The sequence below is a fragment of the uncultured Friedmanniella sp. genome (genome assembly GCF_964244005.1).
Taxonomy (GTDB): Bacteria; Actinomycetota; Actinomycetes; order Propionibacteriales; family Propionibacteriaceae; genus Microlunatus.
Genome location: NZ_CAXTHG010000026.1, coordinates 1 through 19,903, shown reverse-complemented (window position 1 = coordinate 19,903; position 19,903 = coordinate 1). Strand labels below are relative to the sequence as shown.

Annotated in this window: 19 protein-coding genes; 14 read left to right on the top strand and 5 right to left on the bottom strand. The window is 73.0% G+C overall.

Annotated elements, in window-relative coordinates; all coding sequences use genetic code 11:
- Positions 1-100 precede the first annotated feature (100 nt).
- The 3 genes from ACFE76_RS15600 (at position 101) to ACFE76_RS15590 (ending at position 2,831) form a co-directional block, all read left to right on the top strand.
- Positions 101-1,093, top strand: coding sequence for a sugar phosphate isomerase/epimerase family protein (locus tag ACFE76_RS15600; RefSeq protein ID WP_375432689.1), 993 nt, complete (start codon positions 101-103; stop codon positions 1,091-1,093).
- Positions 1,090-2,280, top strand: a complete 1,191-nt coding sequence (locus tag ACFE76_RS15595; RefSeq protein WP_375432688.1) for a Gfo/Idh/MocA family protein — start codon at positions 1,090-1,092, stop codon at positions 2,278-2,280. Before ACFE76_RS15600 ends, ACFE76_RS15595 begins: the two co-directional genes overlap by 4 nt.
- 149 nt (positions 2,281-2,429) lie before the next feature.
- Entirely contained in the window at positions 2,430-2,831 is a 402-nt protein-coding gene (locus ACFE76_RS15590; RefSeq protein ID WP_375432687.1) for a universal stress protein, read from the top strand.
- Between the two features lie 24 nt (positions 2,832-2,855).
- On the opposite strand, the gene ACFE76_RS15585 is transcribed toward ACFE76_RS15590, so the two are convergent.
- A complete protein-coding gene (locus ACFE76_RS15585) occupies positions 2,856-3,290 on the bottom strand; it encodes a hypothetical protein (RefSeq protein ID WP_375432686.1) in 435 nt (144 codons plus the stop codon).
- Between the two features lie 161 nt (positions 3,291-3,451).
- On the opposite strand from ACFE76_RS15585, the gene ACFE76_RS15580 reads away from it, so the two are divergent.
- On the top strand, positions 3,452-4,531 hold the full coding sequence (locus tag ACFE76_RS15580; protein ID WP_375432685.1) for a mannose-1-phosphate guanylyltransferase: 1,080 nt from the start codon (positions 3,452-3,454) through the stop codon (positions 4,529-4,531).
- Between the two features lie 30 nt (positions 4,532-4,561).
- Here the strand turns inward: ACFE76_RS15580 and ACFE76_RS15575 are convergent, their stop codons facing one another.
- The 3 genes from ACFE76_RS15575 to cofD form a co-directional block, all read right to left on the bottom strand.
- On the bottom strand, positions 4,562-5,305 hold the full coding sequence (locus tag ACFE76_RS15575) for a DUF3105 domain-containing protein (RefSeq protein WP_375432684.1): 744 nt from the start codon (positions 5,303-5,305) through the stop codon (positions 4,562-4,564).
- A 181-nt stretch (positions 5,306-5,486) separates the two neighbouring features.
- Positions 5,487-6,386, bottom strand: coding sequence for a coenzyme F420-0:L-glutamate ligase (gene cofE, locus ACFE76_RS15570; protein ID WP_375432683.1), 900 nt, complete (start codon positions 6,384-6,386; stop codon positions 5,487-5,489).
- Positions 6,383-7,384 carry a 2-phospho-L-lactate transferase gene (cofD, locus tag ACFE76_RS15565; protein ID WP_375432682.1) on the bottom strand — a complete coding sequence of 334 codons (1,002 nt, stop codon included), beginning with the start codon at positions 7,382-7,384 and terminating at the stop codon, positions 6,383-6,385. Before cofD ends, cofE begins: the two co-directional genes overlap by 4 nt.
- A 78-nt stretch (positions 7,385-7,462) precedes the next feature.
- On the opposite strand from cofD, the gene ACFE76_RS15560 reads away from it, so the two are divergent.
- From ACFE76_RS15560 to ACFE76_RS15545, 4 genes are all read left to right on the top strand, one after another.
- Entirely contained in the window at positions 7,463-8,137 is a 675-nt protein-coding gene (locus ACFE76_RS15560; protein WP_375432681.1) for a hypothetical protein, read from the top strand.
- 314 nt (positions 8,138-8,451) lie between these two features.
- Positions 8,452-8,718, top strand: coding sequence for a WhiB family transcriptional regulator (locus tag ACFE76_RS15555; RefSeq protein WP_375432738.1), 267 nt, complete (start codon positions 8,452-8,454; stop codon positions 8,716-8,718).
- A gap of 118 nt (positions 8,719-8,836) precedes the next feature.
- Entirely contained in the window at positions 8,837-12,139 is a 3,303-nt protein-coding gene (locus ACFE76_RS15550) for a glycosyltransferase family 2 protein (RefSeq protein ID WP_375432680.1), read from the top strand.
- Positions 12,139-13,863 (top strand): DUF5719 family protein, encoded by a 1,725-nt coding sequence (locus tag ACFE76_RS15545; protein ID WP_375432679.1) that lies wholly within the window; start codon positions 12,139-12,141, stop codon positions 13,861-13,863. The genes ACFE76_RS15550 and ACFE76_RS15545 overlap by 1 nt, the downstream gene beginning before the upstream one ends.
- Positions 13,864-13,941: 78 nt before the next feature.
- Here the strand turns inward: ACFE76_RS15545 and ACFE76_RS15540 are convergent, their stop codons facing one another.
- Complete coding sequence (locus tag ACFE76_RS15540; protein WP_375432678.1) at positions 13,942-14,385, bottom strand: metallopeptidase family protein; 444 nt, start codon at positions 14,383-14,385, stop codon at positions 13,942-13,944.
- Positions 14,386-14,465: 80 nt separating this feature from the next.
- Here ACFE76_RS15540 and ACFE76_RS15535 point away from each other — a divergent pair, with 80 nt between their 5' ends.
- The 6 genes from ACFE76_RS15535 to ACFE76_RS15510 form a co-directional block, all read left to right on the top strand.
- Positions 14,466-14,840: a DUF3499 domain-containing protein gene (locus tag ACFE76_RS15535; protein ID WP_375432677.1), complete on the top strand. Its 375-nt coding sequence runs from the start codon at positions 14,466-14,468 to the stop codon at positions 14,838-14,840.
- Positions 14,841-14,895: 55 nt separating this feature from the next.
- Positions 14,896-16,260, top strand: a complete 1,365-nt coding sequence (locus tag ACFE76_RS15530) for a phosphomannomutase/phosphoglucomutase (RefSeq protein WP_375432676.1) — start codon at positions 14,896-14,898, stop codon at positions 16,258-16,260.
- A 92-nt stretch (positions 16,261-16,352) separates the two neighbouring features.
- A complete protein-coding gene (locus ACFE76_RS15525; protein ID WP_375432675.1) occupies positions 16,353-16,565 on the top strand; it encodes a Trm112 family protein in 213 nt (70 codons plus the stop codon).
- 5 nt (positions 16,566-16,570) lie between these two features.
- The gene (locus tag ACFE76_RS15520) at positions 16,571-17,608 is read left to right on the top strand and encodes an SIS domain-containing protein (RefSeq protein ID WP_375432674.1); all 1,038 of its coding nucleotides are present in this window, start codon (positions 16,571-16,573) and stop codon (positions 17,606-17,608) included.
- Positions 17,609-17,647: 39 nt separating this feature from the next.
- A complete protein-coding gene (locus tag ACFE76_RS15515) occupies positions 17,648-18,631 on the top strand; it encodes a cation diffusion facilitator family transporter (protein WP_375432673.1) in 984 nt (327 codons plus the stop codon).
- Positions 18,632-18,774: 143 nt separating this feature from the next.
- A partial coding sequence (locus ACFE76_RS15510; RefSeq protein WP_375432672.1) for an adenosylhomocysteinase occupies positions 18,775-19,903 on the top strand: 1,129 nt, incomplete at its 3' end.

Genomic DNA, 19,903 nt, shown 5'->3' with positions numbered 1-19,903 from the left:
AGCCGCGCAGGGATGGGTGGATCGTACTCTAGACCGCTCTACTAGACCGGTCTAGTTCGAGCCCGGGCTGCGCGCCCTTCATCGTCGAGAGGACCTCCCCATGAAGCTGGGTGCCTACACTGTCTGCCTGCACGACAAGCCGCTGCCCGAAGCCTTGGCCGTCCTGGCGGGAATGGGCCTGGACAGCGCGGAGATCAACTCGGGCGGCTTCGTCGGCACCTCGCACCTGCCGGTCGCTGACCTGGCGAGCAGCGAGACCGCCCGCTCGGAGTACCTCGGGCAGTTCGACGCCGCCGGGGTCACGCTGACCGCGCTCAACTGCAACGGCAACCCCCTCGACCCCGACCCGTCCGGGGCGGGGAAGCAGCACGCGGCCGACATCTACGCCTCGATCGAGCTTGCCGCGCTGCTCGGCGTGAAGCGCGTCGTCACCATGTCCGGCGCGCCGGGGTCAGAGTCGACCTCGACGCTGCCGGTCTGGAACGTGCTGCCCTGGCACAGCGCTTTCCTGAAGATCCAGGAGTACCAGTGGAGCATCGCGGTGCCCTTCTGGACCGAGGTCCAGGCCTTCGCGGCGGACCACGACGTCAAGGTGTGCCTGGAGATGCACCCGGGCAACGTCGTCTACAACCCCCGCACCATGCAACGGCTCGCCACCGAGATCGGCGCGACCCACGTCGGGGCCGAGATGGACCCCAGCCACCTGTTCTGGCAGGGGATGGACCCGACGGAGGCCACCAAGGTCTTGGGCTCGCTGGTCTACAACGCCGCCGCGAAGGACACCCGGATCAACCCGGCGGCCCAGGTCAACGGCACCATCGACGACAGCTTCACCCTCGCCCACGAGGGCGACCCGAGCTTCCTCAGCCTGGGCGGCCCGCACTCACTCAGCGTCTGGCCTGCCGAGCCCTCCTGGGACTTCGTGGCCGTCGGCCGCGGCCACGACCTCGCCTGGTGGACCGGCTTCGTCGCCGCACTGGAGGCCATCGATCCCGACATGGCGATCAACATCGAGCACGAGGACCTCGAGCTCGACCAGCTCGAAGGCTTGGGTCTCGCCGCCGACACGCTGCTGAAGGCGGCCGGACGATGAGCGCCTCCACGAGTGCTCCGGTGAGCGTCGCCGTGATCGGCGCCGGCATGGCCGGTCGCAGCCACATGCACGCCTACCGCACGGCGCAGACCGTGTTCGGCACGGACGCCCCACCCGTACGACTGGCCGCGGTCGCCGACCTCAACGCCGACTTCGCGTCCAGCCAGGCCGCGCGGTACGGCTTCGAGCGGTACGAGACCAGCTGGCAGGCGATCGCCGAGGCCGACGACATCGACGCCGTCAGCATCGTGGTGGCCAACCACCTGCACCGGCCGATCGCGGAGGCGCTGCTGGCCGCCGGCAAGCACGTGCTCTGCGAGAAGCCGCTGGCCCCCAGCGTCGAGGACGCCCAGGCGATGGTGACCGCGTCCGAGAACGCCCCCGGCCTGGTCGCGGCCACCGGCTTCACGTTCCGCCGCTCGCCGGCCACGAGCGCGATCAAGGAGCAGGTGGCGGCTGGTTCGATCGGGGACGTGCTGCACTTCAACGGGCAGTACTGGTGCGACTACGCCGCCGACCCCCAAGGTCCGATCAGCTGGCGTTACGAGGGCGAGCTGGGCTCGGGCGCCCTGGCCGACATCGGCAGCCACATCCTCGACCTGAGCGAGTTCATCTGCGGGCCCATCGTCGAGGTGCGCGGCGCCGAGCTGCCGATCCTGATCAAGGACCGGCCGGTGCCCCTGGGCGCGGCGCTCGGTCACGCCGGTGGGGTCGCCGTCAGCGACGAGCGGCGGGCCGTGACCAACGACGACGTCGCGACCTTCGTGGTGACCTACGAGAGCGGGGCCGTCGGCACGTTCTCGGTCTCCCGGGTGGCGGTCGGGTTCGCCAACGCCCTCCAGTTCCAGCTGTTCGGCAGCCGCGGGGCCGCGTCGTTCGACTGGCACCGTCCGTCGGAGTTCGGCTTCGTCGACCTGGTGCCGGCCGCGGCGACCAACGGGTGGCGGCAGGTGATGGTCGGGCCCGAGCACCCCTACGTCGCGGCCGCCCAGTCGATGCCCTTCGCCGGGGTGGGGGTCGGCGGCCAGGACAGCTTCACCTACCAGGCGCGCGCGTTCCTCGACGAGATCGCGGGTCTGGACCGGCTGCCGCGGTGCGCCACGTTCGCCGACGGTCTGCACAACCTGGCCGTGGAGGAAGCGGTGGTCACGGCCGCCCGGACCGGCGCGGCCACCAAGGTCGGCTGAGCTGCTCAACGGCGCCCGCGCCAGCGCCGAGCTGATCGACGCCTGCTGCGCCGCCGCTGGGCTGCCGTTCCGCAGCGGTCCTTCCGCTCTAGAGAGCGGGGCGCTCTTTTGCTAGATTGATCAGACAAATACGACAAGGAGGTCAAACCATGAGTGTTGCCGTTGCGCACCAGGCAGCGCCGAGCTCGTCGCTGCCGCTCAAAGAGGCCGCCCTGGAGGCGCTTCGCCGCGGGACGACGCTGGCGGTGATCCACGTCGTCGACGACCTCGACCTTGACAAGGACGAGGCGCTCCGCACCGGTCTGGCCGACGAGGTACGCCGGATCCTTGCCGAGGGGCTCGGCGACGTGGAGTGGATGCTCTACCCGGTGACCGGGACGGCCGACGTCGCCGAGACCGTTCTCCGCGTCGCCGGGGAAGCCGCGGCCGAGCTGCTGGTGATCGGCGCCCGCCGCCGTTCCCCGGTGGGCAAGTTCCTGCTCGGCAGCGTCACCCAGACCCTGATCCTCGAAGCCGACTTCCCCGTGCTGGTGGTCAAGGACCCGCGCTAGCGACCAGCCGAGCCGCCACTCAGGTCAGAACCAGCCGAGGGTGAAGCCGACCAGCACGGCGACGATGGCGGCGAGGGCGCCCAGACCGCCGATGACGGCCCCGACGATGCCCACCCTCTCCGCCGTTCCTCCTCGAGACGTCAGGCCCAGCCCCTCGGCCACGGTGGTGACCAGCCCGCGCGCCTCGTCGGTGTCGAAGCTCAGCTCGGCGGTCGGCCGCACCTGTCCGGTGCCGTCGATGCTCCCCGAGCGCTGTCGGCCGAGCTTCCTGAACCGTCCGAACGAGCGGGACGCACCACCGGACAGCTGGCCGGTCCCGGCGTCCCACGAGACCGTCCGGAAGTCGTCGGTGATCGAGTGCCAGCCCTCCCCGGCGCGGACGTGGGCGATGGCGGAGCGGTGCACCCCCCGCTCGCGGAGCAGGCCGTTCCACCGCTGGTTGCCACAGTCGAGGGCCACGTCAAACCCGGTTGCGGTCGGGTCACCACGTACGGGGTGTCGACCGCAGCGGCGGCCACCGCCGCGTAAAGCTCCAGAGCGGGCACGGGGTCACGACCGGCCTCGTCTCCCGAGAGCGTCGGAGCACCACCTTCGCCAACCGCGTCGCTACCCTGTCCGCCATGCGTTACGTCCTCATCATGGCCGGCGGCTCAGGTAAGCGGCTGTGGCCGCTCTCGCGTCAGGACATGCCCAAGCAGCTGCTCAAGGTGCTCGGCGGCAAGAGCCTGCTCCGGATCGCGTTCGAGCGGCTCGAAGGTCTGGTGCCGGCCGACCGGATCCTGGTCTGCACCGGCGCCGACTACGCGCACGTGGTGGCGGCTGAGCTGCCCGAGTTGGCGGCGGAGAACATCCTGGGCGAACCCGAGGGTCGCGACTCCCTCAACGCGGTCGCCTGGCCGGCTGCGGTGCTGGCCGCCCGTGACCCGGAGGCTGTCGTGGCGGTGGTCACGGCCGACCAGATCATGCACCCGGTGGCGAGCTTCCGAGCGGCTGTGGCCGAGGGTTTCACCGTGGCGGAGGAGGACCCGCAGGCGCTGGTGACCTTCGGCGTCGTCCCGACCAGCCCGCACACCGGCTACGGCTACCTGCGCCGCGGGCCGGGGATCCCCGGCCACCCGGAGGTCTCGGCCGTGGAAGAGTTCAAGGAGAAGCCTGACCGCAGCACGGCCGAGGCCTACGTCGTCTCGGGAGAGTACTGGTGGAACGCGGGCATGTTCGTCTGGCGGGCCCAGACCGTGCTCGACCAGCTGGCGCAGCTGCAACCGGAGACCCACGACTTGATCATGAAACTGGCCGCAGACCCTGACCAGCTGGGCACGATCTATCCGCGGCTGCTCAAGATCAGCGTCGACTACGCCCTGATGGAACCGGTCTCCCAGGGCCGAGGTACGGCCCGCGTGCTGGCCGTCCGGCTGCCGATCACCTGGCACGACGTGGGCGGCTTCGCTTCCCTGGGCGAGCAGCTGCCCCGAGATGACCAGGGCAACGCGACCCAGGGCGTCAGTGTGCTGGTCGATGCCCGGGACAACCTGGTGATCAACCACACCGAGGACGGCCGGGTCGTCGCGGTCGTCGGGCTGAGCGACACGGTGATCGTCCAGACGCCCCAGATCACGCTGGTCTGCCCGGTCAGCGAGGCGGAACGGATCAAGGAGCTCGTCGCCGAGGTGACGGCCCGGCTGGGCCTCGACTACGCCTGAACGGGCCGTCCGGGGTGGGTCGACCGAGGCTCAGGCGCCGCCGGGCTCCGGGGAGCTCGCCTCGGGGTACTTGGCCATGAAGTCGGCGATCGCCGGGCCGCTGACGCTGCCGCACGGCTGCCGGACGCCCCGCTGGGCGGTGGTGTCCGTGGGGTTGGCCGGGTCGGCGGTCCAGCGGGTCAGCACCAGGTTCTTGCCGGCGGGGAAGCCCTCGCCGTCGTCGGTGCTCCACGGCGCGGCGATGAACTTCTGCGTCGCGTCGAGGTCGTCGCTGGAGAAGGTCTTGGCGATCTTCTGCAGGGTGTCGATCTCGTCGCTCGGTGCGTCGGCGCGGTACCAGACCACCGTGTAGCCGTGCTCCAGGTTGTGCACCAGCGTCTCGACGGCCGGCCGGTCGTCCACGGTGTAGGAGTGCTTCGAGAACGAGGCGGGGCTGGGGTAGTGCTTGCCCGAGTCGGGCGGGGTCTGGTCGTAGGTGACCTGGGTGCCCTCGGCGACGTGCTCCTGGTTGCCGGTGGCCGGGTGCTCGTCGACCGGGTCGCAGCTCGCGGCTGCGGCGGCGACGCCGAAGTCGGTGATGGTGGCGTTGCGCGCGCGGTAGTCCCCCACGAACAGGTAGATCGGGTAGGCGAGCAGCGCGATCGCGAGCACGCCGCAGATCACCAGCAGGCCGACGGTCCGTCGCCGCTGCTCGGACCGGCGAGCCGCCTCGAACGAGGCGAGCCGGTCACGTCGGCTCGGCGCGCCGGCTGCGGGCTTCGGGGACTTGGCCACCGGTGGTTCTCCTCGGGTCGCGCCCCGGTCGGGCGCCGGTCTCGGACTGGTCGGACGAGCTGGTCCTACGGCTACGTGAGGCGGCTGGCCGCCGGCACGAAGGCCCGAGTCTAACGGCTGTTCCTGGGTCGGCCGGCTCGTCGGCGGGGGCCGTGGGAGAAGGGTGGGGTGCGCGCCCCGCTCAGGCCTGCTCGAGCACGGCGGTCAGCACCGCCGCGGCATCGGCACCGACCCCGGCACCCTCGACCACCGCGCGGACCCGGTCGGCTTCGTCGAGGGCGACCAGCTCTTCGTAGCGGTCGGCCTGGCCGGTGGCGCCGAGCACGGCGGCGAGCACCGCCTCCCGCGCGCCGAGGCGGAACAGGTCGAGGGCGAGCGGGCGGATCAGGTCCGCGGCGCGGCCGTCGGGCCGACCCGTCGGCTCCACCAGATGACCGAGGCCGCGGACCACCGCGACCGGACGTCCGGCCAGCTTGGCCTTGGCCAGGTCGGCGGCCCCGGCGATCTCGTCCGCCACCGCCATGGCCGTCACCTGCAGGTCGTTGCCGTACGCGTCCTGCCGGCCGGCGTAGCGCTCGAGCACCCGCAGTCCGGCTGCGCCGATCGCGTGGTCGGTCTGGCCCTCGCGCCAGGCGCGGCCGGCGGTGTCGGAGACGACCACCCCGAGGTCGAGGCCGCTCCGGCGGGTCAGCTCAGCGTGCAGGGCCGCGGCGCTCGCGTCCGGGTCCGGCGGCAGCACGAGGACCGTGCCGGGGGCGACGTTGGAGTTGTCGACGCCGGCGGCGGCCACCGTCAGGCCCGAGCGGGTACGGACGATCCGGGTCGGGCCGCGGCGGGCGACCGTGGCCGCGGTCTGCTCGGTGATCGCCTCGTCGCGCTGGTCGGCGAGCCGGACGAGCCCGTCGGCCTTGCTGATGACCTTGGACGTCACCACCACGACGTCGCCGGAGCGCAGCGGTCCGAGCGGGTCGGCCGTGGCGGCCCTCAGCACGACGTCGACCAGGTCCGTGCCGGCCGTGATCTCGCCGATCCCCGTCGGGGCGAAGACGGTGACCACGCCGCTGTCCGGGTCGGGGCTCATCCGCGGCGAGCCGGCGCGGTCGCCGCGTCCCCGGCGTCCACCGCGAACCGCACGAAGGCCGCGGTGGCGTCGGCGTCCCGCATCACCAGGTCGGTGACCGCGACGCCCAGCCCGGCGGCGGCCACGCTGCCGGCGGAGTCGGCGTCCCGCTGGTCCAGCACCCACAGGTCCAAGACGCCGTCGGCGGCACGCGCACCGTAGTGCCGGCCCACGGCGGCGGCGTCGACGGCCACGCCGATGGCCGGCAGCAGCCGGTGCGCCATCCCCAGCACCGGAGCGCCGCCGAGGATGCCGGCAAAGCCGACGACGGGGGCCGGGCTGGCGCGCAGCGCGTCCCGCAGCCCGGGCACGGCCAGGATCGGTCCGATCGAGACCACCGGGTTGCTCGGCGCGACCAGCACCAGGTCGGCGGCCGCCAGCGCCGTCAGCACCGCGGGGGCCGGCCGGGCGTCCTCGATCCCCACCCGGACGACCTCGAGGGCGTCGGGGACGGCGTGCAGCCGGACCCAGTACTCCTGGAAGTGCACGGCCCGGCGCCCCGAGGGTTCCTCTGGCGCCGCGATCACGACGTGGGTCTCGACCCGGTCATCGCTCATCGGCACCAGGTGCAGCTGCGGGTCCGCCGCCAGCCAGCGCGCACAGAGCGCCTCGGTCACCGCCGACAGCGGATAGCCGGCGCTGAGCATCTGGGTACGGACGAGGTGGGTGCCGAGGTCGAGGTCGCCGATGGAGAACCAGCTGGGCTCCACCCCGTACGCCCCCAGCTCGGCCAGCACCCGCCAGCTCTCCTCGAGCCGACCCCAGCCGCGTCCGTCGTCGCCGCCCCCGCCCAGGGTGTACATCACGGTGTCCAGGTCCGGGCAGATCCGCAGACCGTGCAGGGTGATGTCGTCGGCGGTGTTCACGACCACGGTGATCTCGGCCGCCGGGTAGGCCCGGCGCACGCCCTGGACGAACTTCGAACCACCGACGCCACCGGCCAGGACCACGATCTGCACGTCGTCCAGTGTCCCAGAGCCCGGCGAGCGCGAACGCCGCGGCGGTGGCCGCGCTGGTGCCGCACTTATCGTGAGGACATGGAGAGCCTGCTGCGCTGGCGCGAGCCCGCCGTCGTCGTCCTCGCCGCGGTCGTCGTGCTCCGGGTCGCCGTCGCCGCGGCCGCCGCACTCACCGCGTCTGGGGTCACCGGGCCGGAACCGGGAGCGGCCGTGCTGCCGTTGCTCGTCGCCGCGCTGGCCCTCAGCTGCCACGTCACCCCCCCGACGCCGCACCGCCGGGTCGTCACCGCGGTGGCGTTCGCGGCGGTCGCCCTGTCGCTCGTGCTCGCGGTGGTCCTCACCGTCGCCGCTGACCGCACCGGCCAGTCCGCGCCGGGCGCGCTGGACCTGGCGGCCGCGCTGCTCGACCTCGTCGTGCCGGTCGTCACCGTCCTGGTCCTGGCAGCCCTGCTCCGGGGTCCGGCCGGGGCGCCGGGCGAGCGGTCCGCCGACGACCAGCAGGCGCTGAGCGCACGACCGGAGCCTGCCCAGCCCGAGATCCCGGCGCCGCCCGGGCAGCAGCCGACCTGGGCGCCGGACGTGGCGGCGGGCGCCGCGTGGCTGAGCGCGGGCGACGCCGCGTCCGGACGGCCGGCGACCGGCTGGGGGACCGCGGCCGGTACGGGCTGGGACGCACCCGCGCCCGCTCCCGCCGAGAGCGTCCCCGCGCCGCCGCCGGATGAGCCGCATCCGTGGGCGGCCGGTCCGCGCTGAGGTCGCCGTTCGGTGCCGCTGAGCCTGCTCGACCGGGCCAGCGCGTCCTCTTTTACACCACCGAAACGCCGAACGGACTTGACGAACCGGGTGTGGCGGGCATGTAATTTCACCAGTGTTATTCGCCGTACTGGCCCGATGACCGGTGGTGAGCTGCCGCTGGTCAGCGGTGGGGGGCTGCCAGCCTTGGGGAATGGCCAGGCCGTTGCCCTCGCGGCCCGCGAAGCGGTGGGGGTGGCAGCTCACACACATGCGGGGTCGAGGAGGCACACATGCAAGAACTGGCGCCCAGCTTCACGGAGCTGACTGCGGTCATGACGGGTCCGGGTTACGAAGGGCTGGACGACGAGGGCGACGACGGCCTGATGGGCTGGCAGGAGCGCGCGCTCTGCGCCCAGACCGACCCGGAGGCGTTCTTCCCCGAGAAGGGGGGCTCCACCCGTGAAGCCAAGAAGGTGTGCCTGTCCTGCGACGTCCGGGGCGAGTGCCTGGAGTACGCGCTGTCCAACGACGAGCGCTTCGGGATCTGGGGCGGCCTCAGCGAGCGCGAGCGGCGCAAGCTCAAGAAGCGCGCCGTCTGACCCCCGGCTTCTGAACGTGGAGAGTCGGCGCGACCTCGCATAAGGTGGGGCCGCCCGATTCGGGCATTCTGCCCGTGACCAGGGCAGACCCCACGTGGCCGGGAGCAGCGCACAGCGGATGGACAGCACGACCAGGGGTGGCGGCCGACGCGCCGGCGACACCGATGACTGGTCAGCGCTGCGCTCGGCACCCTTCGGTTCGGGCTCCGAGGACACCGATCCGTGGGCTTGGGCCGCGGCCGAACCCCCGGCGCCGGTGGAGCGGGACGTCTCGGGCCCGCACGTCACCGCCGTCCTCGTGGCCTTTGACGCCGCTCGCTGGCTGACCGCGACGCTGGACGGGTTGGCCGCTCTGGAACGGCGTCCGGACCGGTTGATCGCCATCGACAACGGCAGCACCGACGCCACCCTGACCCTGCTCGAACGGGCCCGCGACCTCGGGGTGCTGGACGCCGTGCACGCCGGCCGCGCCGGACAGGGGTTTGGCGACGCGGTCCGCTCGGCGCTCCGCCAGGACCGCGACGCGATGCTGCAGGAGAGCAGCACCCGGCTGCTGCGGCCGATCAGCAACTCCGCGCTCCGGCCGCTGGACACCCGGTGGCTCTGGCTGCTGCACGACGACGGCGTGCCGGCCCCGGACGCGCTCACCCGGCTGCTCGAGCACGTGCTGGCCGACCGTTCGATCGACATCACCGGCCCCAAGCTGCTGCTGCCCCGGCGGCGGCAGGTCGGCCAGCAGATCAGCGAGGTCGGGGTCACGATCTCAGGTACGGGCCGGCGCGAGCTTGGGCTCGACCCCGGCGAGATCGACCAGGGGCAGCGGGACCAGCCCGAGCCGAGGCTCGGCGTCTCCACCTGCGGCATGCTCGTCCGCACCCGGGTCTGGAACGACCTCGACGGCCTCGACCCGGCGCTGCCCGTCTTCCGTGACGGCGTCGAGTTCGGCTGGCGGGCGCACCTCAACGGCTACCGGGTGGTCACGACGCCGCGGGCTGAGATCACCCACCGCCAGGTCGGCCGAGCCGGGCTGCGGCCCCGCGGGCTGACCGGACGCCGTCCCGGCAAGGTCGACCGGCTGCTCGGCATGCTGGTGGTCGCCGGCCACGCCCCGGCCCGGGCGCTGCCCCTGGTCTGGCTGCGGCTGGTCTGGAGCTGTCTCGTGCACGCGGTCGGCTACCTGCTCGGCAAGGTTCCGGGTCGGGCCCTGGACGAGGTCCTCGCGCTGGGGGAGTTCGTCGCCTCGCCGGGGCGGATCCGGGCACTGCGGGCCCGGACGGCCGCCATCGAACCGGCCCCCGGGACGGGTGAGGTCGTGCAGGCGCTGCGGCCGCCGTGGTGGACCAGCCTGGCCATGGCCGCCGAAGTCGTCAACAGCGTGCTGTCCGACCGTTACCGTTCGGTGGCCGGCGAGGCCGACACCGCCACCCTGGACGAGCTCACCGGCGACGACTTCAGCTCGGTCACCGACGACCGCCCGCGCTCCCCCCTGCTCAGCCCGGTCGTGCTGACCCTGCTCGTGACCGTGGTCGCCGCCCTGTTCGCGGCCCGGGGCCTGTACGGTCCGGGCTCGCTCGCGGCGCCCGCCCTGCTGCCCGCCCCAGCCCGGCTGGTCGATCAGTGGCACTCGGTGTGGGCGCCGATCCCCGGCGCGCCCGGTCAGTCCAGCCCGCCCTGGCTGGCGCTGACCGCCCTCGGCTCGACCGTGCTGGCGGGCCGGCCCGAGTGGTTCGTCACCCTGGCCATCTGCGCGGTGGTGCCGCTGTCGCTGCTCAGCGCCTACCCCGTGGTCCGGCGGATGGTCGCCGACCAGCGGCTGCGGTTGTGGCTCGCGGTGGGCTACGCACTGCTGCCGGCCCTGCTGGGCGGGGAGAACCAGGGCCGGCTGTCGCTCAGCGTGCTCGCGGTCCTGCTGCCCCTGCTCGTCTCGGCGGTCCGGTCGCTGGCCCTGCGCCGGGTACGGACACCCGAGGCCTGGCGCGGCGGCTGGGGGGCCGGGGTCGTCCTCGTCGTCCTGGTGTCGTTCGAGCCGTCGCTGATGATCCTCGCCCTGCTCGCCGGCGCCCTTGGCGCGCTGCAGCTGCGCCGGACGCCGCGCAAGATCGGCCGGATCGGCATCGCGCTCGGGCTGCCGCTGGTCGTGCTGCTGCCCTGGTGGCCGAGCCTGATCCTGGCGCCCGGCCGGCTGCTGGTGGGCCCGGACGCCGCCCTGCAGGGGGCGCCGACCGCACCCGCGGTCTGGCGGTTGCTGCTCGGCCGCGACGTCGGCGCCGGACTGCCGCCGCTGTGGCTCGGCGCCGTCGTGTTCGGGGTGATCTGGCTGGTCGCGATCGGCGGCCTGCTGCGTCGGTGGCAGCGCAAGATCGTCGTGGTTGCCTGGACCACCGCGCTGCTCGCGCTGGCGATGGCGGTGCTGCTGTCGCGGCTGGTGGTCAGCGTGCCGCCGCTCGGCACCGAGGTGCGCCCCTGGGTCGGTCCGTACCTGCTGATCGCCTTCGCCGCGCTGGGACTCGGCGGCGCCGTCGGCGTCGACGGCTTTTCCCGCGACATCCGCCGCCGCAGCTTTTCCTGGCTGCAGCCGGCCGCCGTGCTGTCCGGCGTCGCGGTCGCCGTGGTCACCGTCGGCGGCATGGCCTGGTGGGTCTGGGCCGGTGCCACCGGACCCGTCGACCGCGCAGGCTTGGACGCCGTGCCCCCGTACGTGCGCAACGCGATGGTCTCCGACACCGGCACCCGGGTCCTCGCGATCGATCTGACCCGGCCGACCACCCGGTTCTCGGTGCTCGCCGACCGCCAGGTCCGGCTCGGTGACGCCGACCGCGGCGGCACGTTCGGCGGTTCGGAAACCGCTCAGCAGGAGGCGCAGGACCTCGTGGTCCGGCTCGTCGCCGGTACGGCCGACTCCGACCTGGCCCCCCAGCTGAGCAGCCTCGGCGTCGGCTACCTCTGGGTCCGTGGCGCGGACGAGGAGGAGCGGGCCCGGATCGACAACACCCCGGGCCTCGGCGCGGCCAGCGGCAACGACGACGGCACCGTCTGGCAGCTCGACCCGCCGGTGACCCGGCGCACCATCGCCGACGGCACGACCCGGACGCCCGTGCCCGGCACCCCCTTCCTGCTCGCGCCCGGCGCCGAGGGCCGCCAGCTGTTGCTCGGCGAGGCGGCCGACCGGCGCTGGCGGGCCACCATCGACGGTTCTCGGCTGCCGGTGGTCGACGCCGGCTGGCAGCAGGGGTTCAGCCTGCCCGCTACGGGCGGAGTGGTGACGTACGCGTTGCCGTCGGTGACCCACTGGTTCCTCATCGGCCAGGGGCTCGTCCTGGTGGTGGCGCTCATCCTGGCTGCGCCAGGGGTCCGGCGGCCCGAGGTGCGCGACCCGGCCCGGACGGCTCGGCGCTCCGCCACGCTTGCGGAGGTGAGCTGATGTCGTCGGACTATCTCGGCTCGACCTTTCGGGACCGCCCCGGCCTGCGGCGGGCCGTCGTGCTGGTCGCTGCCCTGGTGTCGCTCGCGTTGATCGCCCTCGGCGGCTCGCTCCTGCACGCCGAGTCCGCTGTACCGTCCGCGCACCGCTCCGCCGTCGTCGGCCGGACCAGCACGGTGTGCACCGTGCCCACCGGCGACACAGCCGCTACCCCAGGTCCGCCTGCTTCGACGCCGGCGGAGACCCCGCTGCCGGGCACCACCCCGCTACCCGCGGAGACCCCCACGGAGACGCCGCTACCGCTCCCGACCCCGGCCACGCCGGCGGAGACCCCGCTGCCCGGGACGACGCCCGCACCCGGGACCACCCCGCTTCCCGGGACGACCCCGCTGCCGACCCCGCTACCGACCGCGACGCCGACCGCGACCGCGACCGCGACGCCGACCGTCGGCGGTGAGGCGCCCCCCAGCACCGTCTCCGCCGTCGCCGTGCGGCAGGGCTCCACCGAGAGCGGCACGCTCACCGGCTCAGGGCTCGGCGCCGACCAGGCCCAGCTGAGGCTCACCGAGCTGGGGACGGGGCAACAGCTGACCGAGGTCGACGCCCCCCTCGTGCTCACCGGCGAGGGGTCGATGGCCACGGCCGGCAGCGGTGTCGTCTCCAGCACCTCGACCGAGGGCGAGACCACCGGACTGATGGCGGCCCCCTGCCTGGTCCCAGGCACCGACCAGTGGCTGGTGGGGGTCGGCTCCACCGACGCCGACCGGACCGAGCTCATCCTCGCCAATCCCGACAACGCCCAGGCCGAGGTGGACCTGCGTTTCTACGGCCCCACGGGCCGCCTCGTGGTGCCCGGCAGTCCCGGCGTGGTGATCGGCGCCCACGAGACCCGGACGCTGCTGGTCTCCAGCCTGATCGACAGCCCGGGGCCGACGGCGGTGGCCGTCCGAGCCAGCGAAGGTCGGGTCAGCGCCGCCGCGCGGCGGCTGCGGACCGACGACCTCAAGCCCGCCGGCGCCGACTGGCAGGTGCCCTCCGTCGCGCCCACGACGTCCTCGGTCATCCCGGGCGTCCCGGGCGGCGACGGCCCGCGGGTGCTGGCCGTGGTCAACCCCGGCACCCAGCGCGCGACCGTGCAGGTCGGGGTGCTCGGGCTCAGTGGCGTCTTCGCCCCGGCCGGCGCCGACACCCTCGAGGTCGCGCCCGAGAGCACCGCCACGGTCGAGCTCACCGCCGGCCTGGCGGGGGAGTCCGGCAGCATCCGGCTGCGCAGCGACGAGCCGGTCAGCGGGGCGGTCGTCTCCACCAGCACCCGGTCCGACGCCGTCTCCGACTTCGCGGTCCAGTCGAGCCAACCGGCGTTGGTCCGGCAGGGGGTCAGCGCGTTGGCCACCAGCACCGGCTCGGTGGACAGCGAGGTCGTGCTCTCCAACGGCGGCGAGGCCGACGCGCCGATCACCTTCGAGGTGTTCAGCTACACCGGGGTGTCGCTGCGCAAGGACGACATCCTGCTGCCCGCCGGATCCACCGCGACCCGCCGGCTCACCTCCGCCGGCCCGTCCTACGTCGTGGTCTCGGTACCCGCCGACTCCTCGGTGGTCGGGTCGGTCACCCTGACCCAGCCGGACGGCGACGTCGCCGGGCTGGCCACCGTGCCGCTCACCTCACCTGACGTCGCGAGCCGGGCCGCCCGCGTCCGCGAGGACCCGGCCGTCGGCCGCTGAGACGGTGGGTCAGGTCGACCGGGCCCGAAGGCGTACGGGGACGGCGCGCCAGCCCCGTCTGCGCACCGTCGATGACGGTCAGTCGTCCTCGTCGGCCTCACCGTCGGGGTCGAGCTCGCCGGGGCTGCGACCGGTGAGGGCGGCGAGCTGCTCAACGACGGTCCGGTGCACCAACAGCTGCAGCCCGCGGCGGCTGCTGGCGCGGTGCTCGAGCGGTCGGCGGTAGACGACCACCTGGCCCGGGTGCTCGGCCGTCGCCTCCACCGCCAGCGCCAACGGCACCTGCGAGCCGGTCCAGGCCAGCGGCAGCACCGGGACGTCCTCGATCCCGAACGCCACGTCCATCACGGCCTCGGGGCAGTGCCGGGCCACCCGCTCGACCGCCGCGTGCACGGCCTCGTGGAACGCCTCGCCGGGCGTCGCGGGCCGGGGCGGGTTGGCCGGTCGAGCGACCAGCGGGTTGGGCAGGGCCAGGGGACCACGCAGACCGCGGCCGTGCCGGTCCCGACGTCGGCTGGACATGCCGCTCACCCTAACGGCGCCGGTCGAGACACGCGGCGGCCTCCCCGACGGGGGCGAGCCGGGCGAGTAGCGTCCAGCGGGTGAGGTCACGGGGCTGTTCGCGGTCGGGGTGCTCGGAACGGGCCACCTCCACGCTGACCTACGTCTACAGCGACTCCACCGCCGTGCTCGGCCCGCTGGCGACGCAGGCGGAGCCGCACGGCTACGACCTGTGCCGCCAGCACTCGACCGCGCTGTCGGCCCCGCGCGGCTGGGAGGTCATCCGGCTGGCCAGCGACACCGAGCCGCGGCCCAGCACCGACGACCTGCTCGCCCTCGCCGACGCCGTCCGCGAGGTGGGGATGTCCTACGACGCCGCGCCCTCGCTCGCCGAGCAGGTCAGCCGGCCCCGCCCCGGCATCGTCGAGCTGCGGCGCCGCGGCCACCTGACCGTGCTGGCCGACCCGGACGCCTGACGGCGGGCTTTCTCCACACACGTTCGTAATCCGCTTGCCCGTAGGATGCGCTGCGATGATCACCTCGACGATTTTCAAGGCTAACGACATCCGCGGCGTCACCGAGGGATCCGAGCCCGAGTGGGACGAAGCCGGCGCGTACGCGATCGGCGCGGCCCTGGTCGACGTGTTCGACCTGACCCGGACGGCCAGCGCCCTGCTGGTCGGCCGGGACATGCGGATCAGCGGCCCGCGGATGTCGGTCGCCTTCGCCGAGGGGGTGCTGAGCCGCGGCGTCGACATCATCGACGTCGGCCTGGCCAGCACCGACGAGCTGTGGTTCGCCTCCGGCAGCCTCGACCTGCCTGGGGCGATGTTCACCGCCAGCCACAACCCGGCGGCGTACAACGGGCTCAAGTTCTGCCTGGCCGGCGCGAAGCCGATCGCTCCCGCGCAGCTGGTCGAGATCGCCGAGCGCGCCCGCGAGCCCGTCCCGGCACCCGCGGCCGCCCCAGGGCGACGCCGCGAGCAGGATGTGTTGCCGGGGTACGCCGAGCACCTGCTCGGGCTGGTCGACCTGACCGGCATCCGCCGGCTCACCGTGGTCGCCGACGCGGGCAACGGGATGGCCGGACACACGCTGCCGGCCGTGCTGGGCACGCTCGACCTCGACCTGATCGGCCTCTACACCGACCCCGACGGCACGTTCCCGAACCACCAGCCCAACCCGTTGGAGCCGGAGAACCTCGTGGACGCGCAGGCGGCCGTGCTCGAGCACCACGCCGACCTGGCCCTGGTCTTCGACGGCGACGCGGACCGCTGTTTCGTGATCGACGAGCGCGGCGAGGTGGTGACTCCCTCCACGGTGACGGCGATGATCGCGGCGGCCGAGCTCGCGCGCGAAGCGGGCGCCACCGTCGTCTGCAACAAGATCACGTCCTGGTCGGTGCCCGAGATCGTCCGAGAGCGAGGCGGCGAGATCGTCGTGACCCGGGTCGGGCACACGTTCGTCAAGGCGGCGATGGCCGAGCATGGGGCGATCTTCGGCGGCGAGCACTCGGCGCACTACTACTTCCGCGACTTCTGGGGCGCCGACACCGGCATGCTGGCGGCGCTGCACGTGCTCGCCCTGCTCGGCCGGTCGGACCAGCCGCTGTCGGAGCTGAGCCGGGAATTCAGCCGCTATGCCCCCTCCGGCGAGCTCAACTCGACGGTCGCGGACGCCGGCGCCGCCCTGGCCCGGGTCGAGCAGGCCTTCGCCGGGCGCGGCGAGATCGACCACGTCGACGGCCTGACCGTGGCCGGCTCCGACTGGTGGGTCAACGTCCGGGCCAGCAACACCGAGCCGTTGCTCCGGCTGAACGTCGAGGCGGCGACGCCGGCCCGGATGGCTGAGCTGCGGGACGAGGCGCTCGCACTGATCCGCGCGGCCCCTGACTGACGCGGTCCTGGCTGACGCGGCCCGACCACGCGGAGCCCGGCGCGTGCGGACCGGGTAGAACTGATCCACCGACGACGACGAGGAGAACGACGATGGCGGTCGAGCTGGCGCCCGAGCTGCTGGAGATCCTGGCCTGCCCGCACTGCCACGGTGCGCTGGCGGTCGACCACGAGCGGGAGGAGCTGGTCTGCCTCGCGGCCGACTGCGGGCTCGCCTACCCTGTCCGCTCGGGCATCCCGGTGCTGCTGATCGACGAGGCGCGGCGGCCCGACCAGCCCGCGACCTCCCAGCCCGGGTCGGACTGAGCGCGGTGCCGCCCCTGCTGGCGTTCGACGACGCGCGGCTCGAGGACCGGACGGTGCTCGAGGCCGCTGACCCCGTGCTGCGCCGGCTGGCCGAGGCGGGGTCGCGGGTGCGGCGCGAGAGCGCGGACGCACTCCAGCCCCTCAGCACGCTGAGCGACCTGCCCCGGCCGCGGGCGGTCATCGCCGCCGGCTCGGAGGCGCGGTTCCTGCGGGCCATGCTCGAGCCGGTCTGCCCTGTGCCGTTCGTGGCGTGGCCGGCGCCGGGGCTGCCCGGCTGGGTCGGCGCCCTGGACCTGGTGGTGGTGATGGCCAGCGACGGCGCGGGGCCGGGCCTGATCGCCACGGTGCACGAGGCCGTCCGTCGTGGTGCCCAGCTGTTGATCGCCTGCCCGCAGGCCTCGCTGGTCGCCGAGCACGCCGGTTCGCGTTCCACCGTCCTGCTGCCGACGACGACCGCCGACCCGCTGTCGGCTGCGGTGGTCACGCTGACGGGTCTGCAGCGGCTGGGGCTCGGGCCGGAGGTCGACCCGCAGGCGGTGGCCGACGCCCTGGACCGGGTCGCGGAGGACTGCTCGCCGTTCGCCGGGATCGCGGAGAACCCGGCCAAGGACCTGGCCATCGCGCTGGCCGAGGCGCAGCCGCTGGTCTGGGGCGGCTCCGTGCTCGCTGCCCGAGCCAGCCGTCGGGTGGTGGAGACCCTGCGCGCCGCGAGCGGCCGCGCAGCACTGGCCGCTGACGCCGACGCGCTGCTGCCCATCCTGGAGTCCCAGGCGCCGCACGACCCGTTCGCCGACCCGTTCGAGGACGCCACCGACGCCGACCGCCGACCGACGCTGGTGTTGCTGGACGACGGCAGCCAGGACGCGTTGGTCCGACGGGACCTCCGGCGGTTGATGGCCGCCGCCGAGCACCAGGACATCCGGGTTGCCACCATCAGCCACCACGCCGGTTCTGAGGTCGAGCGCTACGCCGCCCTGCTGCAGACCGGGCTGTTCGCCGCCGTCTACCTTGCGGTCGGGCTCGGCCGCTACGTCGACCTCTGACGCGTCGGCCCAGCGCCGTACGTCTGAGAGAATCCTCCGGTGAGTACTGAAGGTGGGACCAAGGCTGTCGTCGCCGCGTTGACCGCCAACCTGATCATTGCGGTGACCAAGCTCGGCGCCTGGTTGCTGACCGGTGCCTCCTCGATGCTGGCCGAGTCGATCCACTCCTTCGCCGACTCCGGCAACCAGGTGCTGCTGCTCGTCGGCGGCAAGCGGGCCAAGCGGGAGGCCACGCCGAGCCACCCGTTCGGCTTCGGCCGCGAGCGCTACATCTTCGCGTTCCTGGTCTCCATCGTGCTGTTCAGCATCGGTGGCCTGTTCGCGCTCTACGAGGCCTACCACAAGTACGAGGAGATCCAGGAGGGTCACGGCAACGAGCTGCTGGACAGCCAGTGGTGGTGGGTACCGCTGGCCGTTCTCGGCGCCGCCATCGTGGCCGAGGGCTTTTCGTTCCGCACCGCGATCGTCGAAGCCAACAAGTCGCGCGGCCAGCAGAGCATCACCAAGTTCATCCGCTCAGCCAAGGCGCCCGAGCTGCCGGTCATCCTGCTGGAGGACTTCGCGGCCCTGATCGGCCTGGTCTTCGCACTGTTCGGCGTCGGCCTGACCCTGCTCACCCGCAACGGCATCTTCGACGTGATCGGCACGGCGATGATCGGCCTGCTCCTGGTGGGGGTGGCCATCACGCTGGCCCTCGAGACCAAGAGCTTGCTGCTCGGCGAGGCGGCCACGCCCGAGGCGGTACGTCGGATCGAGGCGGCGATCGCCGACACCGACGGCGTGACCGGCGTCATCCACATGAAGACCCTGCACCTCGGCCCAGAAGAGATCCTGGTCGCCGCCAAGATCGGCGTGCAGGCCCAGGACAGCGCTGGCGACGTGGCCGCGACGATCGACCGGGCCGAACGCAACATCCGTTCCGTCGAGCCGATGGTGACCGCCCTCTACCTCGAGCCGGACATCTACCGCGCCGACTACGTGCCCGACGCCCGGCCCGAGGCGCCCGCGCCCGCCGGGCACTGAATCATTGGGACTCGCTCTGACCCTCCTCCTTCGTCGTCGCCGGACGACGGAAAAGCCTGTCGTCCGCCTCCTCCTCGGCACGGAGGCGCGAGATCCGGTGTTGGTTCGTCAGAACTGTCGGTTGACCCCTCTAGGCTGTGGCCATGGACTACCGCGTTTCAGATCTGACCCTGGCCGAGTTCGGCCGCCTCGAGATCGGGCTCGCCGAGCACGAGATGCCTGGCCTGATGGCCATGCGCGAGCAGTACGGGGAGTCCAAGCCGCTCGCCGGGGCCCGGATCGCCGGGTCGATCCACATGACCACCCAGACGGCCGTGCTGATCGAGACGTTGGTGGCGCTGGGCGCCGAGGTCCGTTGGGCGAGCTGCAACATCTTCTCCACCCAGGACCAGGCCGCCGCGGCCGTCGTCGTCGGCGACGGCACGCCGGACGCCCCGAACGGGTCCCCGGTCTTCGCCTGGAAGGGTGAGAGCCTCGAGGAGTACTGGGAGTGCACCAACGAGATCCTCAGCTGGCCCGACGGCAAGCTGGCCAACATGATCCTCGACGACGGCGGCGACGCCACGCTCCTGGTGCACAAGGCCGTCGAGGCGATCAAGACCGGTGAGATCCCCGAGGTCGACGACGAGGACCCCGAAGAGCTGCACGTCATCATCGAGCTGATCCGCAGCACCATCGCTGCGGGCAAGGACTGGGTCGCCATCGGCAACGCGATCCAGGGCGTCACCGAGGAGACCACCACCGGCGTCCACCGGCTGTACGAGATGTTCCGCGCCGACGCGCTCCTCTTCCCGGCCATCAACGTGAACGACTCGGTCACCAAGTCGAAGTTCGACAACAAGTACGGCACCCGGCACTCCCTGGTCGACGGCCTCAACCGGGCCACCGACGTGCTGATCGGCGGCAAGACCGTCGTGGTCTGCGGGTACGGCGACGTGGGCAAGGGCTGCGCCGAGGCGCTGCGCGGCCAGGGTGCGCGCGTCATCGTGACCGAGGTCGACCCGATCTGCGCGCTGCAGGCGGCGATGGACGGCTTCCAGGTCCTCACCCTCGAGGACGCCCTGTCCTACGCCGACATCATCGTCACCGCGACCGGCTGCCTCGGCGTGGTCAGCGCCGAGCAGATGAGCCGGATGAAGAACCAGGCGATCGTGGCCAACATCGGTCACTTCGACAACGAGATCGACATGGCGGGGCTGGCCAAGCGCGCCGACGCGAGCCGGGTGCGGATCAAGCCGCAGGTCGACCAGTGGGTCTTCGACGCCGGCACCG